Source organism: Janthinobacterium sp. 35 (genome assembly GCF_002754575.1).
GTDB lineage: Bacteria > Pseudomonadota > Gammaproteobacteria > Burkholderiales > Burkholderiaceae_D > Janthinobacterium > Janthinobacterium tructae.
Genome location: NZ_PEFN01000001.1, coordinates 5687151 through 5709355, shown reverse-complemented (window position 1 = coordinate 5709355; position 22205 = coordinate 5687151). Strand labels below are relative to the sequence as shown.

Sequence of the window (22205 nt, the reverse complement as noted above, 5' to 3'; positions counted from 1 at the left end):
ACTTCTCATGCAAGTGCGCAGCAGCCACGATCTATCCAGCCCGGACGACGACCAAGCGGCGCCGCCCGTGCTGCAGCTGGCCCTTGCCGGACTGGGCTGGGGTTTACTCACCTGCATGCTGTGCTTTGCCATCCTGTTCCTCACCAAATGGCTGTTGCCGCCCGCCTACTGGGGCGCGCACACGGGCCTGGCCAAGTTCAAGCACGAAATGTCGCTGCCCCTGCTGGTGTTCTGGGTCGTCATCTATTCTCCCATCCTGGAAACCTTCCTCGGCCAGCTGCTGCCGCTGGAAATCCTCAAGCGCCTGGGGGCCAGCCGCCAGCTGAGCATTTTCATCGGCGCCCTCCTGTGGGCCATCGTGCATTTCATCAGCGGCGGCTTGCTGCACGCCATCGTCGCGCTCGGCTCGGGCGCCATGTTCAGCTTTGTCTACCTGCGCTACCGTGCTCCCGGCGTGGCTGTTGCCTATGCGACAACGACATTCTCGCGCGCCTGCAATAACATCGCCGTCCTCATTGCTGTTTTTTACGGCCTCGACGCCTGAGTCGCACCATTTCGAAGCAAATACGGCACCAGCGCTGCCAGCGCCACGGCCAGCACCGCCAGGCCGAGCAATAACTGGCGGAAGGCGGCGTCATAGCTGGCGCGCAGCAGCGTTTCGTGGCCACCCAGCAGCTGTGTTGCTTGCGCGATATCGCCGAGTGCGGCGCGGCTGGCAGCGGCCAGCACGGGCAAGTCGCCGGGCAGCTGCTGCGCCAGGCCCGTGCCGATCAGGCCGGCCAGCACGGCGCCCGCCAGGGCCAGCGCCACGCCATCGGCGCTGACGCGTACGGTATTGAAGATGCCCGTCGCCATGCCGGCCCGCTCCGTCTCCACCACGTTCAGGGCCATGCCATCCATCAAGCCCCACGGCAAGCCGATACCCACGCCGATCAGCAGCAGGGGGCCGGCCAATGTGCCAGCGTCACCGCCACCGAGCACCTGCGCCAGCCAGGCCAGGCCCGCCGCAGCCAGCAGCAGTCCCGTTGCACACACGCTGGCGGCCGTGATCCAGCGCGACAGCAGCGCCGCCAGCATGGGCACGAGTAGCAGCGGCGCGGCCAGGGCGATCATCAAACGGCCCGCCGCCAGCGCGGACATATTGTTGATGCCGATGAAGCGCCCCGGCAGCATGACGATCAGCACGATGAACAGGAAGGCGGGCGAGGCGGCCAGCACTTGCACGGCAATAAAGCGGCGCTGGCGGAACAGCGATAAATCGAGCAGGGGCTGCGCCATCCGGCGCTCGATCACGCCAAAGGCGAGGAACAGCAGCATGGACGCGGCGACGGGCAGCAGCACGGCTCCGCTGCGCCAGCCGTGTTCGGGCACCAGCAGCATGCCCAGGGTCAACAGGCCCAGCGCGGCGCTGAAGCTGAGGGCGCCAGGCCAGTCCAGCCGGCCCCTGCCGCGCGGCGGATCGGCCGGCACGCTGCCCCATACCAGCAGCATGCCGATGGCGCCCAGCGCGGCCGTGGCGTAAAAGATGGCGGGCCAGCGGGCCAGCGCCAGCATGGCGCCGGCCGCCAGCGGACCGAAGGCCAGGCCCAGGCCGAACGTCGTGCCCAGCACGCTCATCACGCGGCTGCGGGCCGCGCCGTGGAACAGCGGCGCCAGCGAGGACATGGCGGCGGCGAACGCGGCCGCGCCGCCGAGGCCCTGCACGAAGCGCAGCGCGGCGATCCATGCCACCGAGGGTGCGTGGGCGATGGCCAGGGTCGCCGCGCAAAACAGCGCCAGCCCCGCCAGCCAGACGCGGCGCCGTCCCAGCACATCCGTCAGGCTGCCCGCCACCATCATGGCGCTGCCATAGCTGAGAATATACGCATTGATGACCCAGTTCAGGGCGGCGGCGCTGCCGTGCAGTTCGGCGCCGAGGGCGGGCAGCGCCACGGCCGGGCCCGTGAAGCACAGGGGAATCAGCAAGCCCGTCAGGCAGGCGGCCAGCACTTGCAGGGGGAGTGAAAGAGGTGAGGGTAAGGACATGGGATCGGCTCGGAAAGAAGAAGCGGCGAGTATGGCGCGCCCGTCATTGAAGAAAAATGGGCTAAACTGACGAACATATCGGACACAAATGTCTTGAATGGAGCGCGGATGGATAGCTTGGGTGGCATCGCCATGTTCGTGCAGGTGGCCGACAGCGGCAGTTTTTCGGCCACGGGCCGGCTGCTGGGATTGTCGTCGTCGGCCGTTGGCAAGAGCGTGGCGCGCATGGAGGCGCGGCTCGGCGCGCGCCTGTTCCAGCGCAGCACGCGGCATCTGGCGCTGACGGCGGAAGGGGAAAAGTTCCTGCAGCGCTGCAAGCGCATCCTGGCCGAGGTGGAAGCGGCAGAGCGCGAGCTGGGCGAGTCGGGCGGCGCACCGAGCGGCCGCCTGCGCATCAGCCTGCCACGCTACAGCGGCCTGTTCGAGCCGGCCATCGGCGCCTTCATGCAAGCGTATCCAGCCATCGAACTCGACCTCGATTTCTCCGACGCCATGGTCAATATCGTCAGCGACGGCTTTGACGCCGCCGTACGCACGGGCGACTTGGCCGATTCAAGCTTGATGCGGCGCAAACTATGCACGTTTCGCCGCCTGCTGGTGGCCTCGCCCGCCTATCTGGCGCGCCATGGCTGGCCCGCCGACGGTGCCGCGCTGCTGCGCCACGCGCGCCTGGACTACCGTTTTCCCGCCACGGGCCGCCTGGAACAGTGGCCGTTGCTGGACGAGGCTGTCCAGCCGGCGCCCGGCATGGTCTGCAACAGCGTGGAAATGCGCGTCTTCCTGGCCGTGCAGGGGCAGGGCATCGCCTACCTGCCCGCGTTTGCCGTGCAGCGCGAGCTGGCGGCCGGGCAACTGGTCTCGCTGCTGGACGAACATACGCAGGCACATACGGCATTCTGGCTGCTGTGGCCGGCCAGCCGCCACCTGCCGCCGCGCTTGCGCGTGTTTATTGATTTCCTGGTGCAGCAGTTACAGGATCGACATTTTGGAGGGTGATACCTGCGCCTTGGCCGCATTGCGCGCCATGGCGGCGCCATAGTGACTATATTAGAGGTGCAAATCCACACACCGGACCAGGGAGACATCATGCACAGCGTACAAAAGATTACCCCATGTTTATGGTTCAACGGCAACGCCGAGGCGGCGGCCCGGTTGTATACGGAAATATTTCCCAATTCGAAGATCGGCCAGATCCTGCGCTATGGCGAGGAAGGCAGGGAAATCCACGGCCAGGCGCCGGGCAGCGTGCTGACGGTGGCCTTCGAACTCGATGGCCAGACGTTTACGGGCTTGAACGGCGGCCCTTTGTTCCAGTTTTCCGAAGCGATCTCGTTCCAGGTCAATTGCGAAACCCAGGACGAGGTCGACCACTACTGGAAGCAGCTGTCTCAGGGCGGGCCGCCGGAAGCGCAGCAATGCAGCTGGCTCAAGGACCAGTTCGGCGTGTCCTGGCAGATCGTGCCCACCCTCATGATCCGCCTGTTGACAGACCCCGACCCCGTCAAGGCCGGGCGGGTGATGAAAGCCATGATGGGCATGAAGAAAATCGACATTGACGAGATCAAGCGGGCGTACGCGGGCTAGAAACTGGCCCGCAAGGTCAGCTGCGCGTTGCGCGGATCGCCATAGTAGCCGCTGCCGTACAGGCCGTAGCCGCTGTAATAGCGCTTGTCGAAGACATTGTTAATGTTGAGCACGGCGCTGAGCCGTTTGCTGAACTCGTAGCGCGCCATCAGCCCCGCCACGCCAAAGCTGCCTTCGTCGGCGCGTGCCGGCACGTCGCCTGCCAGGACGGTGTGGTAATACGTCCGGCCTTGCCAGTTGATATTGCCGCCCACGCTCAGGCGGCGCCAGTCGCCGCCCAGGCGGTAGCTGGTGGCCAGCTTGACGCTGCGTTCAGGGCGCGTCGTATCGATGCGCTGGCCATCCTTGTCGCGCGGGCGGCTGAACGTCGCTCCCGCCTGCACCTGCCAGCCAGGTAGCAATTGGCCGGCCACTTCCAGTTCCACGCCGCGCGTGGTGGTGCCGTCGATGGGCCGGTAGACTTCGCGTTCGTTGGCGTCCGTGCCCACGTAATCGGCCAGGTTGTCTTGCTGGATGTGAAACAGGGCCAGGCTGGCGTTCAGCTTGCGCTCGAAAAACTCTCCCTTGATGCCGCTTTCCCAGGACTTGCCCGTGGTGGGCGGCAGCGCCCTGGCATTGGCGTCGCTGACCGATTGCGGCTCGAAGATGCTGGCATAGCTGAGGTAGGCGGAATATGTGCCGTTCAAGTCGTAGACGGCGCCCGCATATGGCACCAGCTGGTGCTTTTCCTTCGCGTCGTCGCGGCCCGTGCCGCCCCAGCCGTAGACCAGCTCGCCCGTGCGTTCATAGCTGTTCAGGCGGCTGCCGACGATCAGCGACAAGCCATCGGCCGGCTTGAAACGGGCCGCGCCGTAGGCCGCGTACTCCTTGAAGCTGTATTGTCGCGTCAGGCTGACGGCCATGCTGGCTGGCCGCGGCACGTGGTTGTTCCAGCGGCGGTAATCGACTTCCACATTGCCGCCGCCATAGGCCAGGTAGTCGGACTTGCGGTGGCTGGCGTTGACGCCCAGCACCAGTTCATGCTGGCGACCCAGCCACTGGAACGGTCCCGTGGCGTAGGCATCGAGCGAATTGCTGTCGATGCCATAGGTTTTTGCGCCCCGCTGCACCGTGGCCAGGCCCGTCGCTGAATCCGGATAGGGACCCCAACTGATGATGTTCGCTTGTAACTGGTCCGTATCGCCTTTCCAGTGGCTCGCTTCCGCCTTCACTTGCCAGCCGTTGTCGAACAGGTGCTCGGCGGCGGCGAACACGCGCGTGCTGGTGCTGCCCGCGTGCGTCCAGCGCGCTGCGGGGTTGAAGGCGCGCTCGAAGCGCGTGCGGCTGCCATCCGTGTAGAACAGGGGATTCTGGCCGAAGGACGAACCCTTGGAATCGATTTTCTGGTAGTCGATGCCGGCCAGCACGCGCGTGCGCGGCGTCAGATCGGCTTCGATGACGCCGTAGACCACGCTCTTGTCCTGCTGGTAATAGTCGATGTAGGAGCCGTGATCCTGGTGCGCGGCCACCAGGCGCGCGCGCACGGAGCCGTCCGCATTCAGGGGACCGGAGACATCGGCTTCCGCGCGGTAGCGGTCCCAGCTGCCGAGGCCCGCCTGCGCATACGCCTGGAACTGGCGCGTAGGTTTCTTGCGCACCAGGTTGACGGCGCCGGCCGGGCTGCCGGCGCCGCTCATCAGGCCATTCGCGCCGCGCACCACTTCCACCCGGTCGTAGATGGCCATGTCGCGGATGCCCAGGCCGTTCGAATTGGTGCTGAAATCGAAGGTGGGCACGCCGTCGTACTGAAAGCTGTTCAGGCTGAAGCCGCGCGCATAGTAGTTGTAGCGCTCCGTATCGTCGTGCGAGACGGTCACGCCCGGCGTCTGCTGCAGCACGTCGGCCAGGCTGAGGACGCCCTGGTCATCCATCTGCTGGCGCGTGATGACGGTCAGCGATTGCGGCGTTTCGCGTGGCGACAGGGTAAAACGCGTGGCCGTGCCGGCCAATGCCGCCGCGTACGCGCCGCTGCCTTCCGTTTCCAGCGCGGCTACGCCGCCAGCCGTGACCGTGATTTCGGCCAGTTGCTGCGCGCCATCGGCGGCCGCATTCGCCGCCCTGGGCAGCGGGCGCAGGACGAAATCGTTGGGCGCCAGCTGCAGCGCCGCCAGGCCGCTGCCGGCCAGCAGCGCATCGAGGCCGGCCGCGGCACTGTAATTACCGGTCAGGCCGGCCGTGCGCAAGCCGCGCAGCTCGCTCGCCTGGTAGGTGAGCGTCAGGCCAGCCTTGCGCGCCAGCTGTTCCAGCGCCGCGTCGAGCGGGCCGGCGGCGATCTGCAGGGAATGGACGGCGCTGGCGTTGCCGGCCAGCGGCTGGTTGTGCTGGGCCAGGACAGGCGCCGCGCCGAGCAGCAGCAGGGCGCCGGCGACGGCGCCAGCGAGACGGGAACGGACGGGCTGGGAGCAGGGGAGATAAGCTTGGGTCATATATAGGTATCATTTGAGTGGTATCAAGCTGTATGCCGTGCGGCCAGCCCGATCCCCTCATCTTTTTTACGCTTTTTTCAGCGTGACCCAGAAACGCGTGCGGTACACGGCCACGATGGGCTGCGTCTGAAGCAGTACGCGCAGGGCCCGCTCGGGATCGTCCAGCTGGAAGACGCCGGAAATGGGCAAGTGGGCGATATCGGCATCGTACAGCAGCAAACCATGCCGGTGGCGCGCCAGTTCGGCCACCAGCTGGCCCAGGGGCATGTCGCGCGCGGCAATCACGCCATCGAGCCAGGCGGCCGGATCGTCATGCGCTGGCTCGCGCCAGACGCGCGCGCCATCCGTCAGCACGCTGTCGCCGGCCTGCACCAGCACGGGCCGGGCCGCGTCGGCGGCTGTCTGCATCTGCACCTTGTGTTCCTGCACGGCCAGGCGCGTCAGCGTGGCATCGGTGCCATCGGCGCCGTCGGCACCAGCCGCGCGGCGCACCGTGAAGCGCGTGCCCAGCGCCAGCATGCGCGCTTCGCCCGTGTCGACGAGAAACGGCCGGCGCTGCGGGTCGGCGTGCGTGGTAATGGCAATTTCACCATGCAGCAAGGTCAGCAGCCGTTGCTTGCCATCAAAGCGCAGCCTGACGGCCGTGCCCGCATTCAGGTGCAGCAAGCTGCCGTCCGGCAGGCGCACGGCCAGGCGCTGCCTCGTGCCCGTGCGGTAGTCGGCGCGCGCGTCGATGGCGAACCAGGTGGCCGTGCCGGCAAAGCCGATGCCGGCCAGTACTTTCAGGGCCTGGCGGCGCTGGCGGCGGCGCGCCAGGCTGGCGTCGAGGGTGGCGCGGCTCGCTTCCGGCGCCAGGCCCGAGAATTGATTGCCGATGGCGGCGAGGCGCTGCCACGCCTGTTCGTGGCCGGGGTCGGCCTCGCGCCAGCGCTGCAGCGAGTGCAGCGCGTCCGGCGTGGCGCCATGCATCTGCAGGCGCACGGCCCAGGCGATGGCTTGCTCCACGGGGTCATCCGGCAAGGTGGTGGCCGTCACCGGTAAGGTCATTGGAAATACACGCGGTAGCAGGCGCGCCAGGCGCTGGCCAGGTCGCGCTCGACGGTGGCCAGCGAGACATCGAGCCTGGCGGCGATGGCGGGACCCGTCAAGCCGTCCAGTTGGGCCAGCAAAAAGGCCAGTCTGGCGCGTGGCTTGAGGGCGTCGAGCGCCGTATCGAGGCGCACCAGGGTGTCGATGATCAGCAGCTGTGTTTCGGGCGACGGCGCCGTCTGTTCGGGCAAGGCGGCCAGCGCCTGCAGGTAAGCGTATTCCACGTCGCGGCGCCGGTAATGGTCGATCACCAGGCCTTGCGCGATGCGCGTCAGGTAGGCGCGCGGTTCGCGCAGGGCGGGCTGCGGCCGTTCGCGCCGCTGCAGCAGGCGCATGAAGGTGTCGTGCGCCACGTCGGCCGCATCGGCGCCGCAGCCCAGTTTATGCCGCAGCCAGCCCTGCAGCCAGCCGTGGTGGGCGCGATACAGGGTGGCAAGGTCGGGTGGTGCGGCAGGGTTCATGGTGGCAAGGACGATGATGGTTAACTGAGAATCATTCTCAATTATTGCATCGACTGCCTGCGCTGGCAAGTGCCGCCGCCAGCGGCCGCACCGTTGGCGCGCCCTGTCCAAGAGAGCCGGCATTTGCTATAGTCCCAGCCATCTTTCCATTCGCCACAGACCCTGCCATGACCACTAGCACCATCACCAGCAGCACCATCGCGCCGCGCACCTTCGGCACACCGCTGTCTTCCACCGCCATCAAAGTCATGCTGCTGGGCTCCGGCGAACTGGGCAAGGAAGTGATCATGTCGCTGCAGCGCCTGGGCGTGGAAGTGATCGCCGTCGACCGCTATCCGAACGCGCCGGGCCACCCCGTGGCGCACCGCTCGCACGTGATCGACATGAGCGACGGCGTGGCCCTGGCCGCCCTGATCGACCTGGAAAAGCCGGATTTGATCGTGCCGGAAATCGAAGCCATCGCCACGGAGACCCTGGCGGCGCTGGAAGCGGCCGGGCAAATCACCTGCATCCCGAACGCGCGCGCTGCCGTGCTGACGATGAACCGCGAAGGCATCCGCACGCTGGCGGCCGAAACGCTGGGCGTGGCCACCTCGCCATACCGCTTCGCCAGCAGCCTGCAAGAGTTGCAGCTGGCGTGCCAGGAAATCGGCTTCCCGTGCGTAGTAAAGCCCGTGATGTCGTCGTCGGGCAAGGGCCAGTCCAAGCTCGATAGCGGTGCCGATGTGGACGCGGCGTGGGCGTATGCGGCCAGCGGCGGCCGGGTCGACACGGGCCGCGTGATCGTCGAAGGCTTCATCGACTTCGATTATGAAATCACCCTGCTGACGGTGCGTGCCGTCGGCGCGTCGGGACAGATCGAGACGCAGTTTTGCGAGCCGATCGGCCACTTGCAGGTGCACGGCGACTATGTGGAATCGTGGCAGCCGGCCCGCATGGCGCCGCTGGCCCTCGAACGTTCGCGCGAGATCGCACGCAAGGTGACCGATAACCTGGGCGGCCTGGGCCTGTTCGGCGTGGAGCTGTTCGTCAAGGGCGACATGGTGTGGTTCTCGGAAGTGAGCCCCCGTCCGCACGACACGGGCATGGTCACCATGGCCAGCCAGGTGCAGAGCGAATTCGAGCTGCACGCGAAAGCCATCCTGGGCCTGCCCGTCAACGTGGCGCTGCGTTCTCCCGGCGCTTCGGCCGTCATCTATGGCCAGCTGGAAGCGAAAGGCATCGCCTTCGAAGGCGTGGCCGACGCCTTGAGCGTGCCGGGCGCCGACTTGCGCCTGTTCGGCAAGCCGGAATCGTTCGCCCGCCGCCGCATGGGTGTGGCCCTGGCCACGGCCGACGATATCGACACGGCCCGCGCGCGCGCCGTGCTGGCCGCGTCGAAAGTCAAGCCGGTGGCGAAGTAATGGCGGGCCTGCCGCTGGCCGACGCCGGCGGCGACGACATCAAGCGCAAGCTGCGCGGCCACATCGCGCGGCGCAACCTGGCGGGCGCCGCCAACGACTGCAAGTGGAACGAGCTGCTGGCCTTCATGCGCGGGCGGACCGACTGGGCGCCGTCGTACCGCTACGGTTCCGTGTCCGGTTACGTCTCGCGCTGGGATACGGAATGGGATTACCACCCGCCGTTTCCGTTCATGGGAGTGGAATGGTTCGACATCGGCCTGACCTCGGAAGAACACGTGGCCATGCTGCTGCCAAAGAAAATCATCGACCACGGCGTATGGATCGTGCCGGAACTGGAACGCATCGGCTTCGATTTCGAGGTGCGGGACCAGGTCGCGCGCATCTGGGGCTATCTGCCCCGTTCTTATCACGACTTCCCTCCTGCTGGTTGACACCTGAGAAAACCTACTGCGCGTCGGTATAGGCGTCCTGCGATGCTCACCGTACTAGAGTACGGTTGCGCTTCTTAGCCACCTCTCCCTTCCGCTCGCTACGGTTTTGTCAGGTGTCGTAAATAAAGGATTAACAACATGACTGAAAACGAACACGATATCCCCCAGGTTCCGCAACCTGACGACGCCGTCGTCGGCAAGGAAGCAGGCGGGCAGATGCTGGCCGCGGCCTGCGCCGCGCGCGACGCCTTTTATGCCACCCTGGGCGCCATGGACGCCGACGTGCTGGCGCCGCTGCTCAATCCAGCCTTCATGGGAGGCCCGCGCTGGCCATCGCTGCGCCAGGCCTGGAGGGTGATTCGCCGTACCGATTCGATTCTCATCGCCAGCGACGGCTTGAGCGATCCGTTCGAAGATGACGACGACGTGTTTGTGCCGCGCGGCCACCTGCTGGAAGTATGCATCGAGGCGCCGCTGTCCGCCTTCGACGGCGCTCCCGTGCAGGCATCGTGGCTCTTCGACGTGATTTATCAGGTCAGCCAGAACGTGGCCGACCATGGCTCCATCGATTTGCTGCTGCAGCGCCACGGCAGCGTGTCGATGGTGCTGGACGTGCAGGATGCGCCAGCAGGCCTCGAAGACGAAAATGAACAGGTGGGCGTGCTGCTGACCCAGGGCACAGCCACGCTTCCCCCATCGTTCGCCACGCCATTTGGCGAAGTGATGCTGCTGGCCGTCACCGTGCTGCAGCCGGCCGAACTGGCGCACATCAGCGAAGCCGAAGACAAGGCGCAGTCGCGGCGCGACCTGGCCGTCGCGCTGGCTGCGTCGCCGACGGGGCATTGGAGCGTGGCCGCGCGGCCGGCCGTCATTCCCCGCTAGGCGGTTCTGTCGGCGGCACGGCCGGTTTTTCCGGTTCGGCGGCCGACGCGTCAACAGCGACGGCGGGCGCGGGCGGCGGTTCTTTCCACTTGCCCGCCGCCTTCAGCTTGTTCTTCAGCCCTGGTAACGGAAAGCCCAGTGCATAGGCTTTTTGCGCGTGCGCGCTGGCCTTCTCGTATTCCTTCTTTTTCACATACATCAAGCCCAGGTTGTACTGGATGGTGGCCTGCTCGGGCGCCAGGCGGCTGGCAGCGTCCAGTTGCTCCAGCGCCATGGCATCCTGGCCCGTGGCCAGCAGGTAGCTGCCATACACCATGCGCGCCGTCACGTCGTGCGGCGCGAAGGCGATCGCCCGTTCGAAGTAGCAGCTGACCGTGTAGCGGGCGCCATGTGGCTGCGCGCTTTTCAGGCGCAAGCCCAGTTTCGCCATTGAGGCCAGCGCCCGGTGGTGGTTCGGGAAGTGTTCCAGGGTGTAGCTGATGTCGCCGCCCAGGCTGCCCGTCATGCCTTGCGTGAGCGTTTCCACGGCGCGCGAAAAATGGAATTGTTCGACCACGGACAGGCCCTTGCGGTCTTCCGCGCTCGTGTAGTCGCCGCCCGTGCTGCCCTTGACGTAGGGCGGGCAGGCAGCGGCGCCGGCGCTGGCGCAGCAGGCGGCCAGGGCGCAGGCAAGTATCAGGTGTTTCATGCTGTTCTCCTGTGGCTGACCTGGTCCAGCAAGTCGGCCAGGGCGTTGCTGCGGGCTTGCCGCGATTGCAGGGCGATGGCGGTGGGACTGGCCAGCGGCGCGCGGCCCTGGCGCGCCAGTTCCAGGAAGCGCAGCAGCGCGCGCGCGCAGTCGGCGCTGGACGCCAGCTGGCCGATGGTGTCGATGCCGCAGTGGCGCAGCTTGGCCGCGCTGTCGCCCGCCAGGTCGGTCAGCGCCAGGATGGGCCGGCGGCAGCGCAGATATTCATACAGCTTGGCGGGTATCTGCGCATTGCAATTGGCCGCCTGCAGCAGCAGCAAGCCGTCGGCGGCCAGCATTTCCTGCAGCGCCGCGCCGTGCGGCTGCAACGGTTCCAGACGCACCAGATCGAGGATGCCGTATTTCGCCAGCAGGCAGGCCAGCCATGCGTCGTGGCCCGTGGCGCGCAGCACCAGCTGGAAATTGTGCGCATGCAGCACGCCGTCGTGGCGCAGCTTGGCCAGCGCCTCGAACAGCGCTTGTGGATCGCGCTCGGACGGGTAGATCACGCCGCTGTGCAGCAGCAAAAAGCGGCTGCGGTGGCCCGTGCGCGCATGGCTGCCGTCATGGCCGTCTTCGTCGTAGCCGTTCTCGATCAGGCAGAAGCGCTCGCGCCCCACCTGCGCCAGGCGATGCCGGTGCGCATCGATGGCGCCCGGCGTGGTGCAGACGATGGCCGCGCTGCGCGCCGCGATGCGCTGTTCTATCCACGCATGCATGCGGTGCAAACGCGCTTCGGACGGATACGGCGCCAGCGGGTCGCTGTCATCGAGCATGGGGTCGCGCTGGTCGGCGATCCACGGCAGGCCGCTGAGTTTTTGCAGGGTCAGCGCGATCAGGTGTGCCGTGGCGATCGGGTACGTCGACCAGATGGCGTCGGGGCGGTATTCGCGGATCATGCGCAGGCCGGCCGGCACGGCGCTCAGCCACCAGGAGCTCCAGCGGTCGGGCAGCGCCAGGCAGCGCGGATAGCGCCCGCCGATGGAGAAATGGCGTGCCGCATCGAGCGCCAGGGTGCGCCGCACGGTGGCTTGCGCACCGAGCTGCGCCAGTTGCGCATCACCGCACTGCGCATACGCGAGCGGCGCGGGACTGAGCACCAGCGGCTGCCAGCCGCAGTCGGGCAGATGGCGCGCGAAGCCCAGGGTGCGCAGGATGCCGCTGCCGCCAGCGAACGGTGGAAAATGGTAGGCGACCATCAGCACGCGTTTTGGCGTTGTCCTTACCATGACTGCAGCCACTGTATGCACAGCTGTTCGACTTCGCCGCGCCAGGCGGCGCTGGCGAAGGTGTGGTTGGCGCCGTCGATCTGCGCCTGTGTCCATTGCGCGCGGGCGGCGACGGCGCGCCAGGCCCCGTCGCCATGGAGCAGGGTTTGCCACTCGCGCGCACCGAGGTCGTCGCCGCTGAGGATCAGCAGTACCTTGCCCTGGAATTGCGTCAGCGCCCGCAGCAGGGCCGGCGCTGGTGCGTCGTTGTCTGGCGCTGCTACCTGCCGTGTGGCGGCCGCCACCTGCCGCAGCGACGCCAGGCTGGCGCCCGGCTGCAGTGCGCCGCTGGCCAGCTTGCGCCAGAACGCGCCTTGCAGCAGGCGTGGCAAATAGTAATGGCGCAAGGTGGCGCGCGCCAGGCCGGCGCTGCTGCGTACCCACGGATTGAGCAGGATCAGGGCATAGACGCGGGCATCGCGTGGCGCATGGCAGGCGGCCGCCGTGGCGCCGTCGCACAAGCCCCACAGCGCCACTTCGCGCAAGGTCGGCACGGCGTCGAAGAATTGCGCCAGCGCGCCGGCGATGTCGGGACCGGCGGCGCGGTAATCGCGCGCGCTACCCTCGCTGTCGCCCATGCCGCGCAAGTCGAAACGCAGCACGGGCCAGCCTTGCGCGGCCAGGGCGCGGGCCAGCAGGACGAACTGGCGATGGCTGCCGCTCCGGTACTGCGGGCCGCCCGTGACGATCAATATGCCGCGCGGGCCCGGTGCGGCGGGCAGGCTGAGGATGCCGACCATGCGCGCCTGCGCTTCACCGTCTTCGGCCGCGCTGCGAAAGCGCAGGGGCAGCTCGCGCACGCTGTGCCCTGCGAGGTGCTGCTGATTGCTGTCGCGCTTCATGGCGGCGTCCTTTCCTCGTCGAGCCAGTCGCGGCACAGTATTCGCGTGGCGGCCAGCAGTTGCGGACACGCCAGCAGCTCGCCGCTGTGCCAGAACGGGCCGTCGCCGAAGCTGGCTACGTGCACGGCGGCGCCCTGTTCGCGCCATGTTCTCGCCAGCGGCGGCAACGGTGCGCCGGCTTGCTCCGGTGCCTGGTAATCGAGCCAGTAGATTGGCACCGAGGGCAGCAGCGCCGTTGCGCTGACGCCATCGATGGCCAGCGCCAGCTCGGGCGCCAGCAGGTAGCCGGCCACTTCCACAGATTCACCCTGTGCCAGTGCGGCGCGCGCCTGGCCCGGTGCTTCGCGCGTGCCGCCGGCCAGCATGCTGGTCGCCAGGCGCAGGCGCAGGAAGCGGTCGATGCTGCGCCGTCCATCGGTTTCCGGCTGCCATAGCAGCAAACGCGCCAGCGGCAGCGGCGCGCGGCTGGCGAAATCGAGCGCCAGCAGGGCGCCCAGGCGCAAGCCCCACATGGTCAAGGGGCCGTCGACGCGCTGCGCCAGCCACGCGCAAGCCAGGTGCAGGTCGTTGTGCCAGATGTCCCAGCGCGCTTCGCCAAAGTCGCCGCTGCTGTCGCCGCAGCCAAACAGGTCGATCTGCAGCACGCTGTAACCCAAGGCGGCAAAGGCGCGCGCCTGCGCGGCGGCCACGTGGCGGCTTTTATTGAGTTCTTCCGCGAACGGAGGCACGTAGAGAATGCCGCCGCGCGCGCTGCGGCCAGGCGGCGGCAGGTGCAGCAGGCAGTAGCGCTGGCCGCCGCTGGCGGGCAGGAAAAAGGGCAGCAGCGGCAGGGCGTCGACGGCGGCGCGGTTCATGGCCGCAGCTGTGCAAACACGAAGTCGTGCAGGGTGCCCACGGTGGCGAAGTGGCGCGCGTGGATGTCGTCGTCGGCGACAGTGATGCCGAAATGGTCTTCCAGCGCGGCGATCACGCCGATCACGGCCATCGAGTCGAGTTCCGGCACGCTGCCCAAGAGCGGCGTGTGCTCTTCCAGCGCGCGCCCGTTCAAGCCCAGCGTGGTGTCGAGGATGCGTTTTACTGCTTCAAGATGCGGCATGTCAGCTCCAGGGAAGGGTAGTGCGGCAGGCGGCTGGTATCGAAGGCCAGGCAGGGGATGTCGTCCGGGTGGCGCGACAGGTGGACATACGGCGGCAGGCTGGCGGCCATCCATTGCCAGCGCCCGCAGCGGATAAAGGTGGCCGTGCCCAGCGCGTGCGTGCCCAGGCGCGCATGGGCGCCCAGCGAGGCGCGGTTGAAACGCGAAATGCGGCTGCACGACCAGCGCACGCCCTGCGCATACAGCACGGCGTTGGCTTCTTCCCACAGGCGGGCGAAGACCAGGCCGCCGCGCTGCGCGGGATGCACCCACACGTCCAGATCCCACGACGACTGCTGCGAGGCCAGCGCATAGCGGGCGCGCACCTCGTCTTCCTGGCAGCCGTGGCGCAGCAGCCAGATCCAGCCAGCCATGCTGGCCTTGCCCGTGTCTTTGCCCGCGTCATGCGCACTGCGGGCCAGCAGGCATTGCGCGCCTTGCCGGTAGCGTTCGCGCAGCGCGCCGGGGCGGCGCTCGGGGCCGGGCGGCAAGTCCGCTTCTTCCAGGCAGGGCGTGACGGTGATGGCCTGGCCGCGCCCGCGGCACAGCGAACCGGGCGCCACGGCCTGCGCGACGAACTGGTAGCGGTGCAGCGCGCAGCGCCCGCCCGGCACGCTTTCCAGCAAGCGCGCCACGGCCAGCCAGGCGCTGTCGCGCCAGCCCAGCTCATTGAGGCTGGCGCTCAGCCGTTGCAGCATTGGAAATTGTGGAAACAGGGCCATGGCGGTAAGGGATGAGGCGGCTATGCAGCCAACGCTGTCCATTAGAGCGCAGCGGCCAACGGCGGTCTTGCGCCGGCTCAAGCTGTGTTACTGAAACTGTTAATTGATCAAAATCAAGACCGCTGTGGCCGTTTGTCTGAATCATAGGGGAATGCATGGCAATCATGGCAACCCGGGGGCGACACGATGGCGACACTGATACACGATCTGATCTTCGAGACGGCGCAGCGCGCGGCCCAAGCGCCGGCCCTGTCCTGGCAGGGCGAAGAAATCAGCTATGGCGTGCTGGCACAATCCGTGCGCGAAGTGGCTGGCACCTTGCTGACCCTGGGCTTGCGGCGTGGCGCGCGCGTGGCCGTGTATCTGGAAAAACGCCCTGAAAACGTCAGCGCCATGTTTGGCGCGGCGGCGGCAGGCGGCGTGTTCGTGCCCGTCAATCCGCTGCTCAAGCCGGACCAGGTGGCGTATATCCTGGCCGATTGCAACGTGGCCATCCTCGTCACCTCGCGCGAACGCCTGGCGCAGCTGGGCCCCGCGCTGGCCGCCTGCCCGGACTTGCAGACGGTGCTGCTGACGGGCGAAGGGGCGACGGAATCGCAGCTGGGCAAGGTCCGCGTGCTGCCGTGGCATGGCCTGTCCACCGCGCCCGCGCCCGCACTCCCACTGCTGTGGCATACGGTGATCGACACCGACATGGCCGCCATTTTATATACCTCGGGCAGTACGGGGCGGCCGAAAGGCGTGGTGCTGTCGCACCGCAACATGCTGGCCGGCGCGCTCAGCGTGTCGTCCTACCTGCGCAATACGCCGCAGGACCGCATCCTGTGCGTCCTGCCGCTCAGCTTTGATTATGGCCTGAGCCAGCTGACGACGGCGTTTGCCAGTGGCGCCTGCGCCGTGCTGATGAACTATCTGCTGCTGCGCGACATCGTCGAAGCCGTGGAGCAGGAAGCCATCACGGGTCTGGCCGCCGTGCCACCCCTGTGGGTGCAGCTGTCGCAGCTGAGCTGGCCCCTGTCCACGCCTTTGCGCTACATCACCAATTCGGGCGGCGTGATGCAGCGCTCCACCCTGGACAAGCTGCGCGAATCGCTGCCGCGCACGCAGGTCTACCTGATGTATGGCTTGACGGAAGCGTTCCGCTCCACCTATCTGGCGCCGGAACAGCTGGAGCGGCGCCCCGATTCCATCGGGCAAGCGATCCCGAATGCGGAAGTGCTGGTGCTGCGCCCCGACGGCAGCGTGTGCGGCGCCGATGAGCCGGGCGAACTGGTGCACCGTGGCGCGCTGGTGGCGCTTGGCTACTGGAACGATGCGGCGCGCACTGCCGAGCGCTTCAAGCCGCTGCCGCCGCAGGCGAGCGGCCTGGTGTTGCCGGAACTGGCCGTCTGGTCGGGCGACACCGTGCGCCGCGATGCGGATGGCTATCTGTATTTCGTGGGCCGCAGCGATGACATGATCAAGACGTCCGGTTACCGGGTCAGCCCGGCCGAGATCGAGGAAGTCGCGTATGCAAGCGGGCTGGTGGGCGAGGCGGTCGCGCTGGGCCTGCCCCATGCCGTGCTGGGCCAGGCCATCGCCTTGCTCGTCACACCCGCGCCCGGTGTCGAATTGCAACGCGACAAGGTGCTGGCCGCCTGCCGCGCCCGCTTGCCCAGCTATATGGTGCCGCTGTGGGTAGAGATCCGCGACGGCGTGCTGCCGCGCAATCCGAATGGCAAGATCGACCGTCCCTTGCTGGCCAGGGAACTGGCGCGTGCATATGCGGTCCAATCAGGAGAGGTGGCATGAAGGATTTGATACGCTCGAATAGCACGCAATTGCCTTTGCACTCTTCCCTGGGCCAGCAGTTTGCCGTGGACAACGACATGCTGCAGGTCGGCGGCGTAGCCTTGCAGCGGCTGGCTCAGAGGGTGGGCAGCACGCCGTTCTATGTCTATGAACGCGCGCATATCACGCGCCGCGTGGCCGAACTGCGCGCCGCCTTGCCGGCCGGAGTGCACCTGCACTACGCCATGAAGGCCAATCCCATGCCGGCCGTGGTGCAGTGGCTGGCGGGCCTGGTCGATGGCATCGACGTGGCTTCGGGTGGTGAACTGGCCACCGCGCTCGATACGCCCATGGCGGCCGAACACATCAGTTTTGCGGGGCCGGGCAAGCGCGATGGCGAACTGGCGCGGGCGGTGGCGGCGGGCGTCTTGATCAACGTGGAATCGGGCGCGCAGCTGGAAAGGCTGGCGCTGGCCAGTGAACGGCTGGGCGTGACGGCCAGGGTGGCCGTGCGCGTGAATCCCGACTTCGCCTTGCGCCGCACGGGCATGCGCATGGGCGGTGGCGCGCAGCCGTTTGGCGTCGATGTGGCCCTGGTGCCGGCGCTGCTGGGGCGCATCGGCCAGCTGGGCCTGGATTTCCACGGCTTTCACCTGTATGCTGGTTCGCAAAGCCTGTCGGCGGCGGCCCTGGTGGAAGCGCAAGCGCTGAGCGTGCAACTGGCCCTGCAGCTGTCCGACAGCGCGCCATCGCCCTTGCGCACCTTGAATATTGGCGGCGGCTTCGGCGTACCGTATTTTCCCGGCGACCAGGCGCTGGACCTGGCGCCCGTGGCCGCAGGCTTGCAGCGGCAGCTCGATCTGCTGGCGCAGGCGGCGCCGGGCGCGCGCCTGAACCTGGAACTGGGCCGCTATCTGGTGGCCGAGGCCGGTATCTATGTGTGCAAGGTGATTGAGCGCAAGCTATCGCATGGGCAAGTGTTTCTCGTCACGGATGGCGGCTTGCACCACCACCTGGCCGCTTCCGGCAATTTTGGCCAGCTGATCCGCAAGAATTACCCGGTCGCCATCGGCAACCGGCTGCAGGGCGGGGTGCGCGAAGTGGCGTCCGTCGTGGGGCCGTTGTGCACGCCGCTGGACTTGCTGGCCGACCAGATGGAAATGGCGCGCGCCGAGGAGGGCGATCTGGTGGTGGTGTTCCAGTCGGGCGCCTATGGCTTGACGGCCAGCCCGACGGCCTTTCTCGGCCATCCTTTGCCGGCCGAGGTGCTCGTATGAGCGGCCTGTGCGGTTGGCTGGCGGCGCAGAGTGTTGCGCCAGCCGATAGCGCGGCGCTGGCCGTGCTGGCGGGCATGGCCGCACCGCTGTCGCGCTTCGATGGCGCGCCCGGCGCCGCCAGCCTGAGCGAAGTGGGCGGTGTGGCCGTGGCTGCCATCGACGGCAGTCGCCATGTATATCAGCAAGATGGCTTGCAAGTGGCCATCTGGGGTCGGCCCGTGCTCGACGGGTCGGCCGACGACGTGGCGAGCCGCCTCGCGTCCCTGTGGCTGAGCCGGGGCGTGGCCGCCTGCGCCAGCCTGTCGGGGCCTTTCTGTTTGGCCATCCTCGACGCTTTTTCCGGCTCGGCCCTGCTGGCCGTGGACCGTGCCGGCATCCACCCCCTCAGCTATGCAAGCAATGCGCAAGGCCTGTTCTTTGCCTCGTCGATGGACGCCTTGCTGGCGCATCCGTCCGTGCGGGGCGCGCTCGATCCGCAAGCGCTGTATCACTACCTGTATTTCCACATGGTGCCCGGCCCGGGCACGGCTTACCTGGGCCAGCAGCGCTTGCTGCCCGGCGAATACCTGCATGTGCGCGGCGGCAGGCAATGCAAGGGCAGCTACTGGCAGCTGGCCTTCCAGGAGCCAGGCGCTGCACGCCCGCGAGCCAGCTTTGCCGCCAACAAGCAGGAATTCCTGCGCCTGCTGCGCCAGGCCGTGGAAAGCAGCCTGGGCAACGACAGCGCCAGCACGGGGGCGTTTCTCAGCGGCGGCACCGACAGTTCCACCCTGGCTGCCATCATGGGGCAGGTGACGGGCCGGCCCGCACGCACGTATTCCATCGGCTTTGACGCGCCCGGCTATGACGAAATGGCGTATGCGCGCCTGGCCGCCAGCCACGCGGGCAGCATCCACCACGAGCGCTACGTGACTCCAGAAGACGTGCTGGCCGCGATTCCCGCCATGGCGGCCATCTTCGACCAGCCTTTCGGCAATGCCTCGGCCATCCCCGCCTACTATTGCGCGCAGATGGCGCACGAGGATGGAGTAACCCGCTTGCTCGGTGGCGATGGCGGCGATGAATTGTTTGGAGGCAATGAGCGCTATGCGCACCAGGCCTTGCTGTCGCAATATGAACGCTTGCCCGTGATGCTGCGCCAGGCCATCATCGAGCCGCTGCTGTTCCGCCAGCAAAGGGGCAAGCCGTGGCGCTTGGGCGACAAGGCGCGCCGCTACATCGAGCAGGCGAGCCTGCCGCTGCCGGCCCGCCTCGACGGCTACAACCTGCTGCTGCGCCATGGTTATCGCACGGTGCTGGAAGCGGGTTTTATCGATACAATAGCCCCTGGCATGGCACCCGGCTGCGTGAATGGCGCGTATTGGGAGCGGCAGGGCCAGGGCTTGAGCCAGATCAATGAGTTGCTGGCGCTGGACATGCGCTTTACCCTGGCCGACAACGACCTGTTCAAGGTGCGCAAGGCGTGCGAGCTGGCGGGCGTGGAAGCGGCCTTTCCCTTCCTGCACGATGCGATGGTGGCGTTTGCGTCGCGCCTGGCGCCGCGCGACAAGCTCGACGGTAGGCAGCTGCGGCCCTTCTTCAAGCGGGCGCTGGCGGAAATCCTGCCGCCAGCCATCGTGCGCAAGAAAAAGCACGGCTTCGGCTTGCCTTTTGGCCAGTGGCTGCACAGCCATGCGCCGCTGCGCGACTTTGCGTTCGACAACCTGACGCAATTGCGCGGGCGCGGCATCGTGCGGCCCGCCTTCATCGACGATCTGCAAGGCCGTTTGCTGGCGGAACATCCGGCCTATCACGGCACCATGGTGTGGCTGCTGCTGATGCTGGAACAGTGGTTCAGCCAGCATCCGGGCGCGCTGGGTGCGCTTGCCGACGGTTTTGCCGCAAGCGCCACAGAAACGCCAGCCGTCCTCGATCCCACGGCGTAAAGCGGGGCAGCTGCAGCAAGTCCAGCCCCGCGCCGGGGCGCGCCACGCCCCAGTCCGTGGCCACGGCCGCCGTGAACCCGAGGCTGCGCACCATCGCCACGTGGGATGCGCCATAATCGCGCCCGGCCTTGCCGTTCGGATACGCAAACACGGTGACGGGCGCCTGTATCAACTCTTCCAGCCGATGCTTGCCGTTGGCGATGTCGAGCCGCGCGGCGTGGTCCGGCAAGGTGGACAATATCGGGTGGCTCAGCGTGTGCGCACCCAGTTCCATGCCGGCCGCCTGTAATTGACGCAGTTGCGCCGTGCTCAGCATGGCTGGCGCTCCGGCCGTGGCGCCGGCCTGGCGGCGGATGAACATGGCCAGCTGCTGGCGCCGGGCGAATGGCAAGTACTTGAGCTGGCCCAGCAAGGTGGAGATGGCCGCTTGCCGCTGCGCCAGATCGGCGACGGGCAGGCAGTCCAGCCCGAGTGCGCGCAAGTCGAGTACGGGACCTGGCGCCTGGCGCACGGCCTCGATCACCGTGTCATTCCACATCTGTCCACCGTCCAGGTAGCCCGTGGCGATAAAAAACGTGGCGTGCAAGCCATGGCGCTGCAGCAAGGGCAAGGCCACTTGCGCATTGTCGGCATAGCCGTCGTCAAACGTGATGCAGGCGGCGCGCGCGGGCAGGCTGCCATCTTGCAGCCGCTGCACGGCCTCGGCGAGCGGCAGCGGCGCATAAAAGCGTTTCACCAGGCGCAGCTGGCGCTCGAACAGCTGTGCATCGACTTCGCCGGGAAACAGCGGGTCGGGCCGCGCCAGCACGCGGTGGTAGATCAGAATCGACAAGGTGGCGCTCATGGCTGCTCCGCGATGGCGGCTCTGGCCTTGGCCCGGGCCTGGCGCGCCGTCGGGGCTGGTGCCTGCCGCTCGACGATGATGCGCGTGGCGATCAGGGCGGCCATCAGGTAGTACGGCATGTCGAAGTACAGCAGGCTGAGGAAGGCCCCGCCCACGGCAAAGCCGATCAGGCTGGCCTGGCTCATGGTGGCCAGGCCGTGCGCCCAGCGCAGTTCCGGCTGGCCCCGCGTGCGGCGGATGATGGCGCCCGCCGTGCGCCAGGTGGCGATGCCCAGCGCCAGGTAAATCAGCAAGCCGACGAAGCCGTGTTCGCCCAGCACCTGGAAGTAGATGCTGTGCGCCGCGTGCACGTCCATGGGATTCGGTGCATAGCGGGCAAAGATGCCGGCGTCGGAGACGTCGAAGCCGCCGCCGGGAAAGCGGTCGCGCGCCAGGTTCCATGCCATGCGCCAGGCATTCAGGCGGCCCATGGCCGATTCATCGTCCTGGTAGGTATTGATGGTGTCCATGCGTTCGGCCCAGCGTTCGGGCATGAAGGCCAGCAGCAGGGGCGCGACGGCGCCGAGCAGCGCGCCCAGCACCAGCTTGCGGTCGCTTTTCAGCCACATGAACAGGCCCATGGCGGCGATGGCCAGCAGGCCGCCGCGCGAGTACGAACCCAGCGCGGCCAGCGCCGACAGCAGCATCGCCGCGGACAAGCCGTGGCGCACCCAGCGTTTGTCCGTGTTTTGCTGCAGGTAATACATGAGGGGAATGGTGATGATCAGGGCCAGCGCCAATGCATTGTTGTCCCCAATAAAGGTATCTTCCGGGCCCCAGACCCGCTCCGTGCCGCCGCTGCGGATGGTGAAGATGCCGCCTTTCACGCCGTAATAGCCGAGCGAGCCCACCAGCACCCAGATCAGGCGCACGATGTCGCGCCGCGTGCGTATCACCATCATGATGACAAAGCTCATCAGCATGATCTTCATGACCTTGTTCCACTGCATCCATGACGATGCCGGCAGCAGCGCGAACAGGGCCGTGACATTCATCCACGCCACGAACAGCAGCAGCAGCACGCTGACGGGCGTCAGCGGCAGACTTTTCGGCTCGCGCGTCACCGTCAGGCTGAGCATGGTGGCGATGGCGATGATGAAGGCGAACGGCAAGTGGGTGGCAAAGCCCCAGGCTTGCGTATGCGGATTCATCACGCTGACCCAGACCCACATCAGGCCGCCGATGGCCGGTGACTTCAGGATGAAGGGCAGCGAACCGAGGATGATGATGGTAATCAGTATGTCGCGCATGAAGGGGGACGCTCCTGGTGTTGCCCGGCTGAGCAAGGTCTTGATGCCTGTCAACGGGCTGGCGGG

The 22205-nt window shown here is 67.2% G+C and carries 21 protein-coding genes; 9 read left to right on the top strand and 12 right to left on the bottom strand.

What is annotated here, in order from left to right; all coding sequences use genetic code 11:
- Positions 1–7: 7 nt before the first annotated feature.
- A complete protein-coding gene (locus tag CLU93_RS25440; protein ID WP_099763881.1) occupies positions 8–544 on the top strand; it encodes a CPBP family intramembrane metalloprotease in 537 nt (178 codons plus the stop codon).
- Here CLU93_RS25440 and CLU93_RS25435 read toward each other — a convergent pair.
- Positions 526–2025 (bottom strand): MFS transporter, encoded by a 1500-nt coding sequence (locus tag CLU93_RS25435; RefSeq protein ID WP_099763880.1) that lies wholly within the window; start codon positions 2023–2025, stop codon positions 526–528. The two genes, CLU93_RS25440 and CLU93_RS25435, sit on opposite strands and share 19 nt — an antisense overlap.
- 108 nt (positions 2026–2133) lie before the next feature.
- Here CLU93_RS25435 and CLU93_RS25430 point away from each other — a divergent pair, with 108 nt between their 5' ends.
- On the top strand, positions 2134–3021 hold the full coding sequence (locus CLU93_RS25430; RefSeq protein ID WP_099763879.1) for a LysR family transcriptional regulator: 888 nt from the start codon (positions 2134–2136) through the stop codon (positions 3019–3021).
- Positions 3022–3111: 90 nt separating this feature from the next.
- Complete coding sequence (locus CLU93_RS25425) at positions 3112–3609, top strand: VOC family protein (protein WP_099763878.1); 498 nt, start codon at positions 3112–3114, stop codon at positions 3607–3609.
- Here the strand turns inward: CLU93_RS25425 and CLU93_RS25420 are convergent.
- The 3 genes from CLU93_RS25420 to CLU93_RS25410 form a co-directional block, all read right to left on the bottom strand.
- A complete protein-coding gene (locus CLU93_RS25420; protein WP_099763877.1) occupies positions 3606–6074 on the bottom strand; it encodes a TonB-dependent siderophore receptor in 2469 nt (822 codons plus the stop codon). The genes CLU93_RS25425 and CLU93_RS25420 overlap by 4 nt on opposite strands.
- Before the next feature lie 66 nt (positions 6075–6140).
- Positions 6141–7121, bottom strand: coding sequence for a FecR domain-containing protein (locus CLU93_RS25415; protein WP_099763876.1), 981 nt, complete (start codon positions 7119–7121; stop codon positions 6141–6143).
- Positions 7118–7624: a sigma-70 family RNA polymerase sigma factor gene (locus CLU93_RS25410; protein ID WP_099763875.1), complete on the bottom strand. Its 507-nt coding sequence runs from the start codon at positions 7622–7624 to the stop codon at positions 7118–7120. Before CLU93_RS25410 ends, CLU93_RS25415 begins: the two co-directional genes overlap by 4 nt.
- A gap of 167 nt (positions 7625–7791) precedes the next feature.
- Between CLU93_RS25410 and purT the strand changes: the two genes are divergently transcribed.
- The 3 genes from purT to CLU93_RS25395 all read left to right on the top strand — a co-directional run bounded on the left by purT (position 7792) and on the right by CLU93_RS25395 (position 10340).
- On the top strand, positions 7792–9027 hold the full coding sequence (gene purT / locus CLU93_RS25405) for a formate-dependent phosphoribosylglycinamide formyltransferase (protein WP_099763874.1): 1236 nt from the start codon (positions 7792–7794) through the stop codon (positions 9025–9027).
- Positions 9027–9458, top strand: a complete 432-nt coding sequence (locus tag CLU93_RS25400; protein WP_099763873.1) for a DUF6678 family protein — start codon at positions 9027–9029, stop codon at positions 9456–9458. The genes purT and CLU93_RS25400 overlap by 1 nt, the downstream gene beginning before the upstream one ends.
- Positions 9459–9596: 138 nt before the next feature.
- On the top strand, positions 9597–10340 hold the full coding sequence (locus CLU93_RS25395) for a hypothetical protein (RefSeq protein WP_099763872.1): 744 nt from the start codon (positions 9597–9599) through the stop codon (positions 10338–10340).
- On the opposite strand, the gene CLU93_RS25390 is transcribed toward CLU93_RS25395, so the two are convergent.
- From CLU93_RS25390 to CLU93_RS25365, 6 genes are read right to left on the bottom strand one after another with little or no spacing between them, the layout of a single operon-like run.
- A complete protein-coding gene (locus tag CLU93_RS25390; protein ID WP_180287941.1) occupies positions 10327–11028 on the bottom strand; it encodes an ABC transporter permease in 702 nt (233 codons plus the stop codon). The two genes, CLU93_RS25395 and CLU93_RS25390, sit on opposite strands and share 14 nt — an antisense overlap.
- On the bottom strand, positions 11025–12266 hold the full coding sequence (locus CLU93_RS25385) for a glycosyltransferase (protein ID WP_180287940.1): 1242 nt from the start codon (positions 12264–12266) through the stop codon (positions 11025–11027). The genes CLU93_RS25390 and CLU93_RS25385 overlap by 4 nt, the downstream gene beginning before the upstream one ends.
- 23 nt (positions 12267–12289) lie before the next feature.
- Complete coding sequence (locus tag CLU93_RS25380; RefSeq protein WP_099763870.1) at positions 12290–13177, bottom strand: hydrolase 1, exosortase A system-associated; 888 nt, start codon at positions 13175–13177, stop codon at positions 12290–12292.
- Positions 13174–14031: a hydrolase 2, exosortase A system-associated gene (locus CLU93_RS25375; protein ID WP_099763869.1), complete on the bottom strand. Its 858-nt coding sequence runs from the start codon at positions 14029–14031 to the stop codon at positions 13174–13176. Before CLU93_RS25375 ends, CLU93_RS25380 begins: the two co-directional genes overlap by 4 nt.
- Positions 14028–14273: an acyl carrier protein gene (locus CLU93_RS25370; RefSeq protein WP_099763868.1), complete on the bottom strand. Its 246-nt coding sequence runs from the start codon at positions 14271–14273 to the stop codon at positions 14028–14030. The genes CLU93_RS25375 and CLU93_RS25370 overlap by 4 nt, the downstream gene beginning before the upstream one ends.
- The gene (locus CLU93_RS25365) at positions 14252–15010 is read right to left on the bottom strand and encodes a hypothetical protein (RefSeq protein ID WP_099764596.1); all 759 of its coding nucleotides are present in this window, start codon (positions 15008–15010) and stop codon (positions 14252–14254) included. The genes CLU93_RS25370 and CLU93_RS25365 overlap by 22 nt, the downstream gene beginning before the upstream one ends.
- Before the next feature lie 210 nt (positions 15011–15220).
- On the opposite strand from CLU93_RS25365, the gene CLU93_RS25360 reads away from it, so the two are divergent.
- From CLU93_RS25360 to CLU93_RS25350, 3 genes are read left to right on the top strand one after another with little or no spacing between them, the layout of a single operon-like run.
- Entirely contained in the window at positions 15221–16825 is a 1605-nt protein-coding gene (locus CLU93_RS25360) for an acyl-CoA ligase (AMP-forming), exosortase A system-associated (RefSeq protein WP_099763867.1), read from the top strand.
- Entirely contained in the window at positions 16822–18081 is a 1260-nt protein-coding gene (locus CLU93_RS25355) for a pyridoxal-dependent decarboxylase, exosortase A system-associated (RefSeq protein ID WP_099763866.1), read from the top strand. The genes CLU93_RS25360 and CLU93_RS25355 overlap by 4 nt, the downstream gene beginning before the upstream one ends.
- Positions 18078–20006 carry an asparagine synthetase B family protein gene (locus CLU93_RS25350; RefSeq protein WP_099763865.1) on the top strand — a complete coding sequence of 643 codons (1929 nt, stop codon included), beginning with the start codon at positions 18078–18080 and terminating at the stop codon, positions 20004–20006. Before CLU93_RS25355 ends, CLU93_RS25350 begins: the two co-directional genes overlap by 4 nt.
- On the opposite strand, the gene CLU93_RS25345 is transcribed toward CLU93_RS25350, so the two are convergent.
- A complete protein-coding gene (locus CLU93_RS25345) occupies positions 19915–20850 on the bottom strand; it encodes a polysaccharide deacetylase family protein (protein WP_099763864.1) in 936 nt (311 codons plus the stop codon). The two genes, CLU93_RS25350 and CLU93_RS25345, sit on opposite strands and share 92 nt — an antisense overlap.
- Positions 20847–22139, bottom strand: coding sequence for a putative O-glycosylation ligase, exosortase A system-associated (locus CLU93_RS25340; protein ID WP_099763863.1), 1293 nt, complete (start codon positions 22137–22139; stop codon positions 20847–20849). Before CLU93_RS25340 ends, CLU93_RS25345 begins: the two co-directional genes overlap by 4 nt.
- Between the last annotated feature and the right edge of the window lie 66 nt (positions 22140–22205).

Coding starts and splice junctions, on each gene's coding strand:
- CLU93_RS25365 (WP_099764596.1), bottom strand. CDS start 15,010: ATGCTGCAACGGCTGAGCGCCAGCCTCAATGAGCTGGGCTGGCGCGAC.
- CLU93_RS25395 (WP_099763872.1), top strand. CDS start 9,597: ATGACTGAAAACGAACACGATATCCCCCAGGTTCCGCAACCTGACGAC.
- CLU93_RS25360 (WP_099763867.1), top strand. CDS start 15,221: ATGGCGACACTGATACACGATCTGATCTTCGAGACGGCGCAGCGCGCG.
- CLU93_RS25400 (WP_099763873.1), top strand. CDS start 9,027: ATGGCGGGCCTGCCGCTGGCCGACGCCGGCGGCGACGACATCAAGCGC.
- purT (WP_099763874.1), top strand. CDS start 7,792: ATGACCACTAGCACCATCACCAGCAGCACCATCGCGCCGCGCACCTTC.
- CLU93_RS25350 (WP_099763865.1), top strand. CDS start 18,078: ATGAGCGGCCTGTGCGGTTGGCTGGCGGCGCAGAGTGTTGCGCCAGCC.
- CLU93_RS25345 (WP_099763864.1), bottom strand. CDS start 20,850: ATGAGCGCCACCTTGTCGATTCTGATCTACCACCGCGTGCTGGCGCGG.
- CLU93_RS25425 (WP_099763878.1), top strand. CDS start 3,112: ATGCACAGCGTACAAAAGATTACCCCATGTTTATGGTTCAACGGCAAC.
- CLU93_RS25430 (WP_099763879.1), top strand. CDS start 2,134: ATGGATAGCTTGGGTGGCATCGCCATGTTCGTGCAGGTGGCCGACAGC.
- CLU93_RS25435 (WP_099763880.1), bottom strand. CDS start 2,025: ATGTCCTTACCCTCACCTCTTTCACTCCCCCTGCAAGTGCTGGCCGCC.
- CLU93_RS25375 (WP_099763869.1), bottom strand. CDS start 14,031: ATGAACCGCGCCGCCGTCGACGCCCTGCCGCTGCTGCCCTTTTTCCTG.
- CLU93_RS25385 (WP_180287940.1), bottom strand. CDS start 12,266: ATGGTCGCCTACCATTTTCCACCGTTCGCTGGCGGCAGCGGCATCCTG.
- CLU93_RS25420 (WP_099763877.1), bottom strand. CDS start 6,074: ATGACCCAAGCTTATCTCCCCTGCTCCCAGCCCGTCCGTTCCCGTCTC.
- CLU93_RS25340 (WP_099763863.1), bottom strand. CDS start 22,139: ATGCGCGACATACTGATTACCATCATCATCCTCGGTTCGCTGCCCTTC.
- CLU93_RS25380 (WP_099763870.1), bottom strand. CDS start 13,177: ATGAAGCGCGACAGCAATCAGCAGCACCTCGCAGGGCACAGCGTGCGC.
- CLU93_RS25415 (WP_099763876.1), bottom strand. CDS start 7,121: ATGACCTTACCGGTGACGGCCACCACCTTGCCGGATGACCCCGTGGAG.
- CLU93_RS25410 (WP_099763875.1), bottom strand. CDS start 7,624: ATGAACCCTGCCGCACCACCCGACCTTGCCACCCTGTATCGCGCCCAC.
- CLU93_RS25440 (WP_099763881.1), top strand. CDS start 8: ATGCAAGTGCGCAGCAGCCACGATCTATCCAGCCCGGACGACGACCAA.
- CLU93_RS25370 (WP_099763868.1), bottom strand. CDS start 14,273: ATGCCGCATCTTGAAGCAGTAAAACGCATCCTCGACACCACGCTGGGC.
- CLU93_RS25390 (WP_180287941.1), bottom strand. CDS start 11,028: ATGAAACACCTGATACTTGCCTGCGCCCTGGCCGCCTGCTGCGCCAGC.
- CLU93_RS25355 (WP_099763866.1), top strand. CDS start 16,822: ATGAAGGATTTGATACGCTCGAATAGCACGCAATTGCCTTTGCACTCT.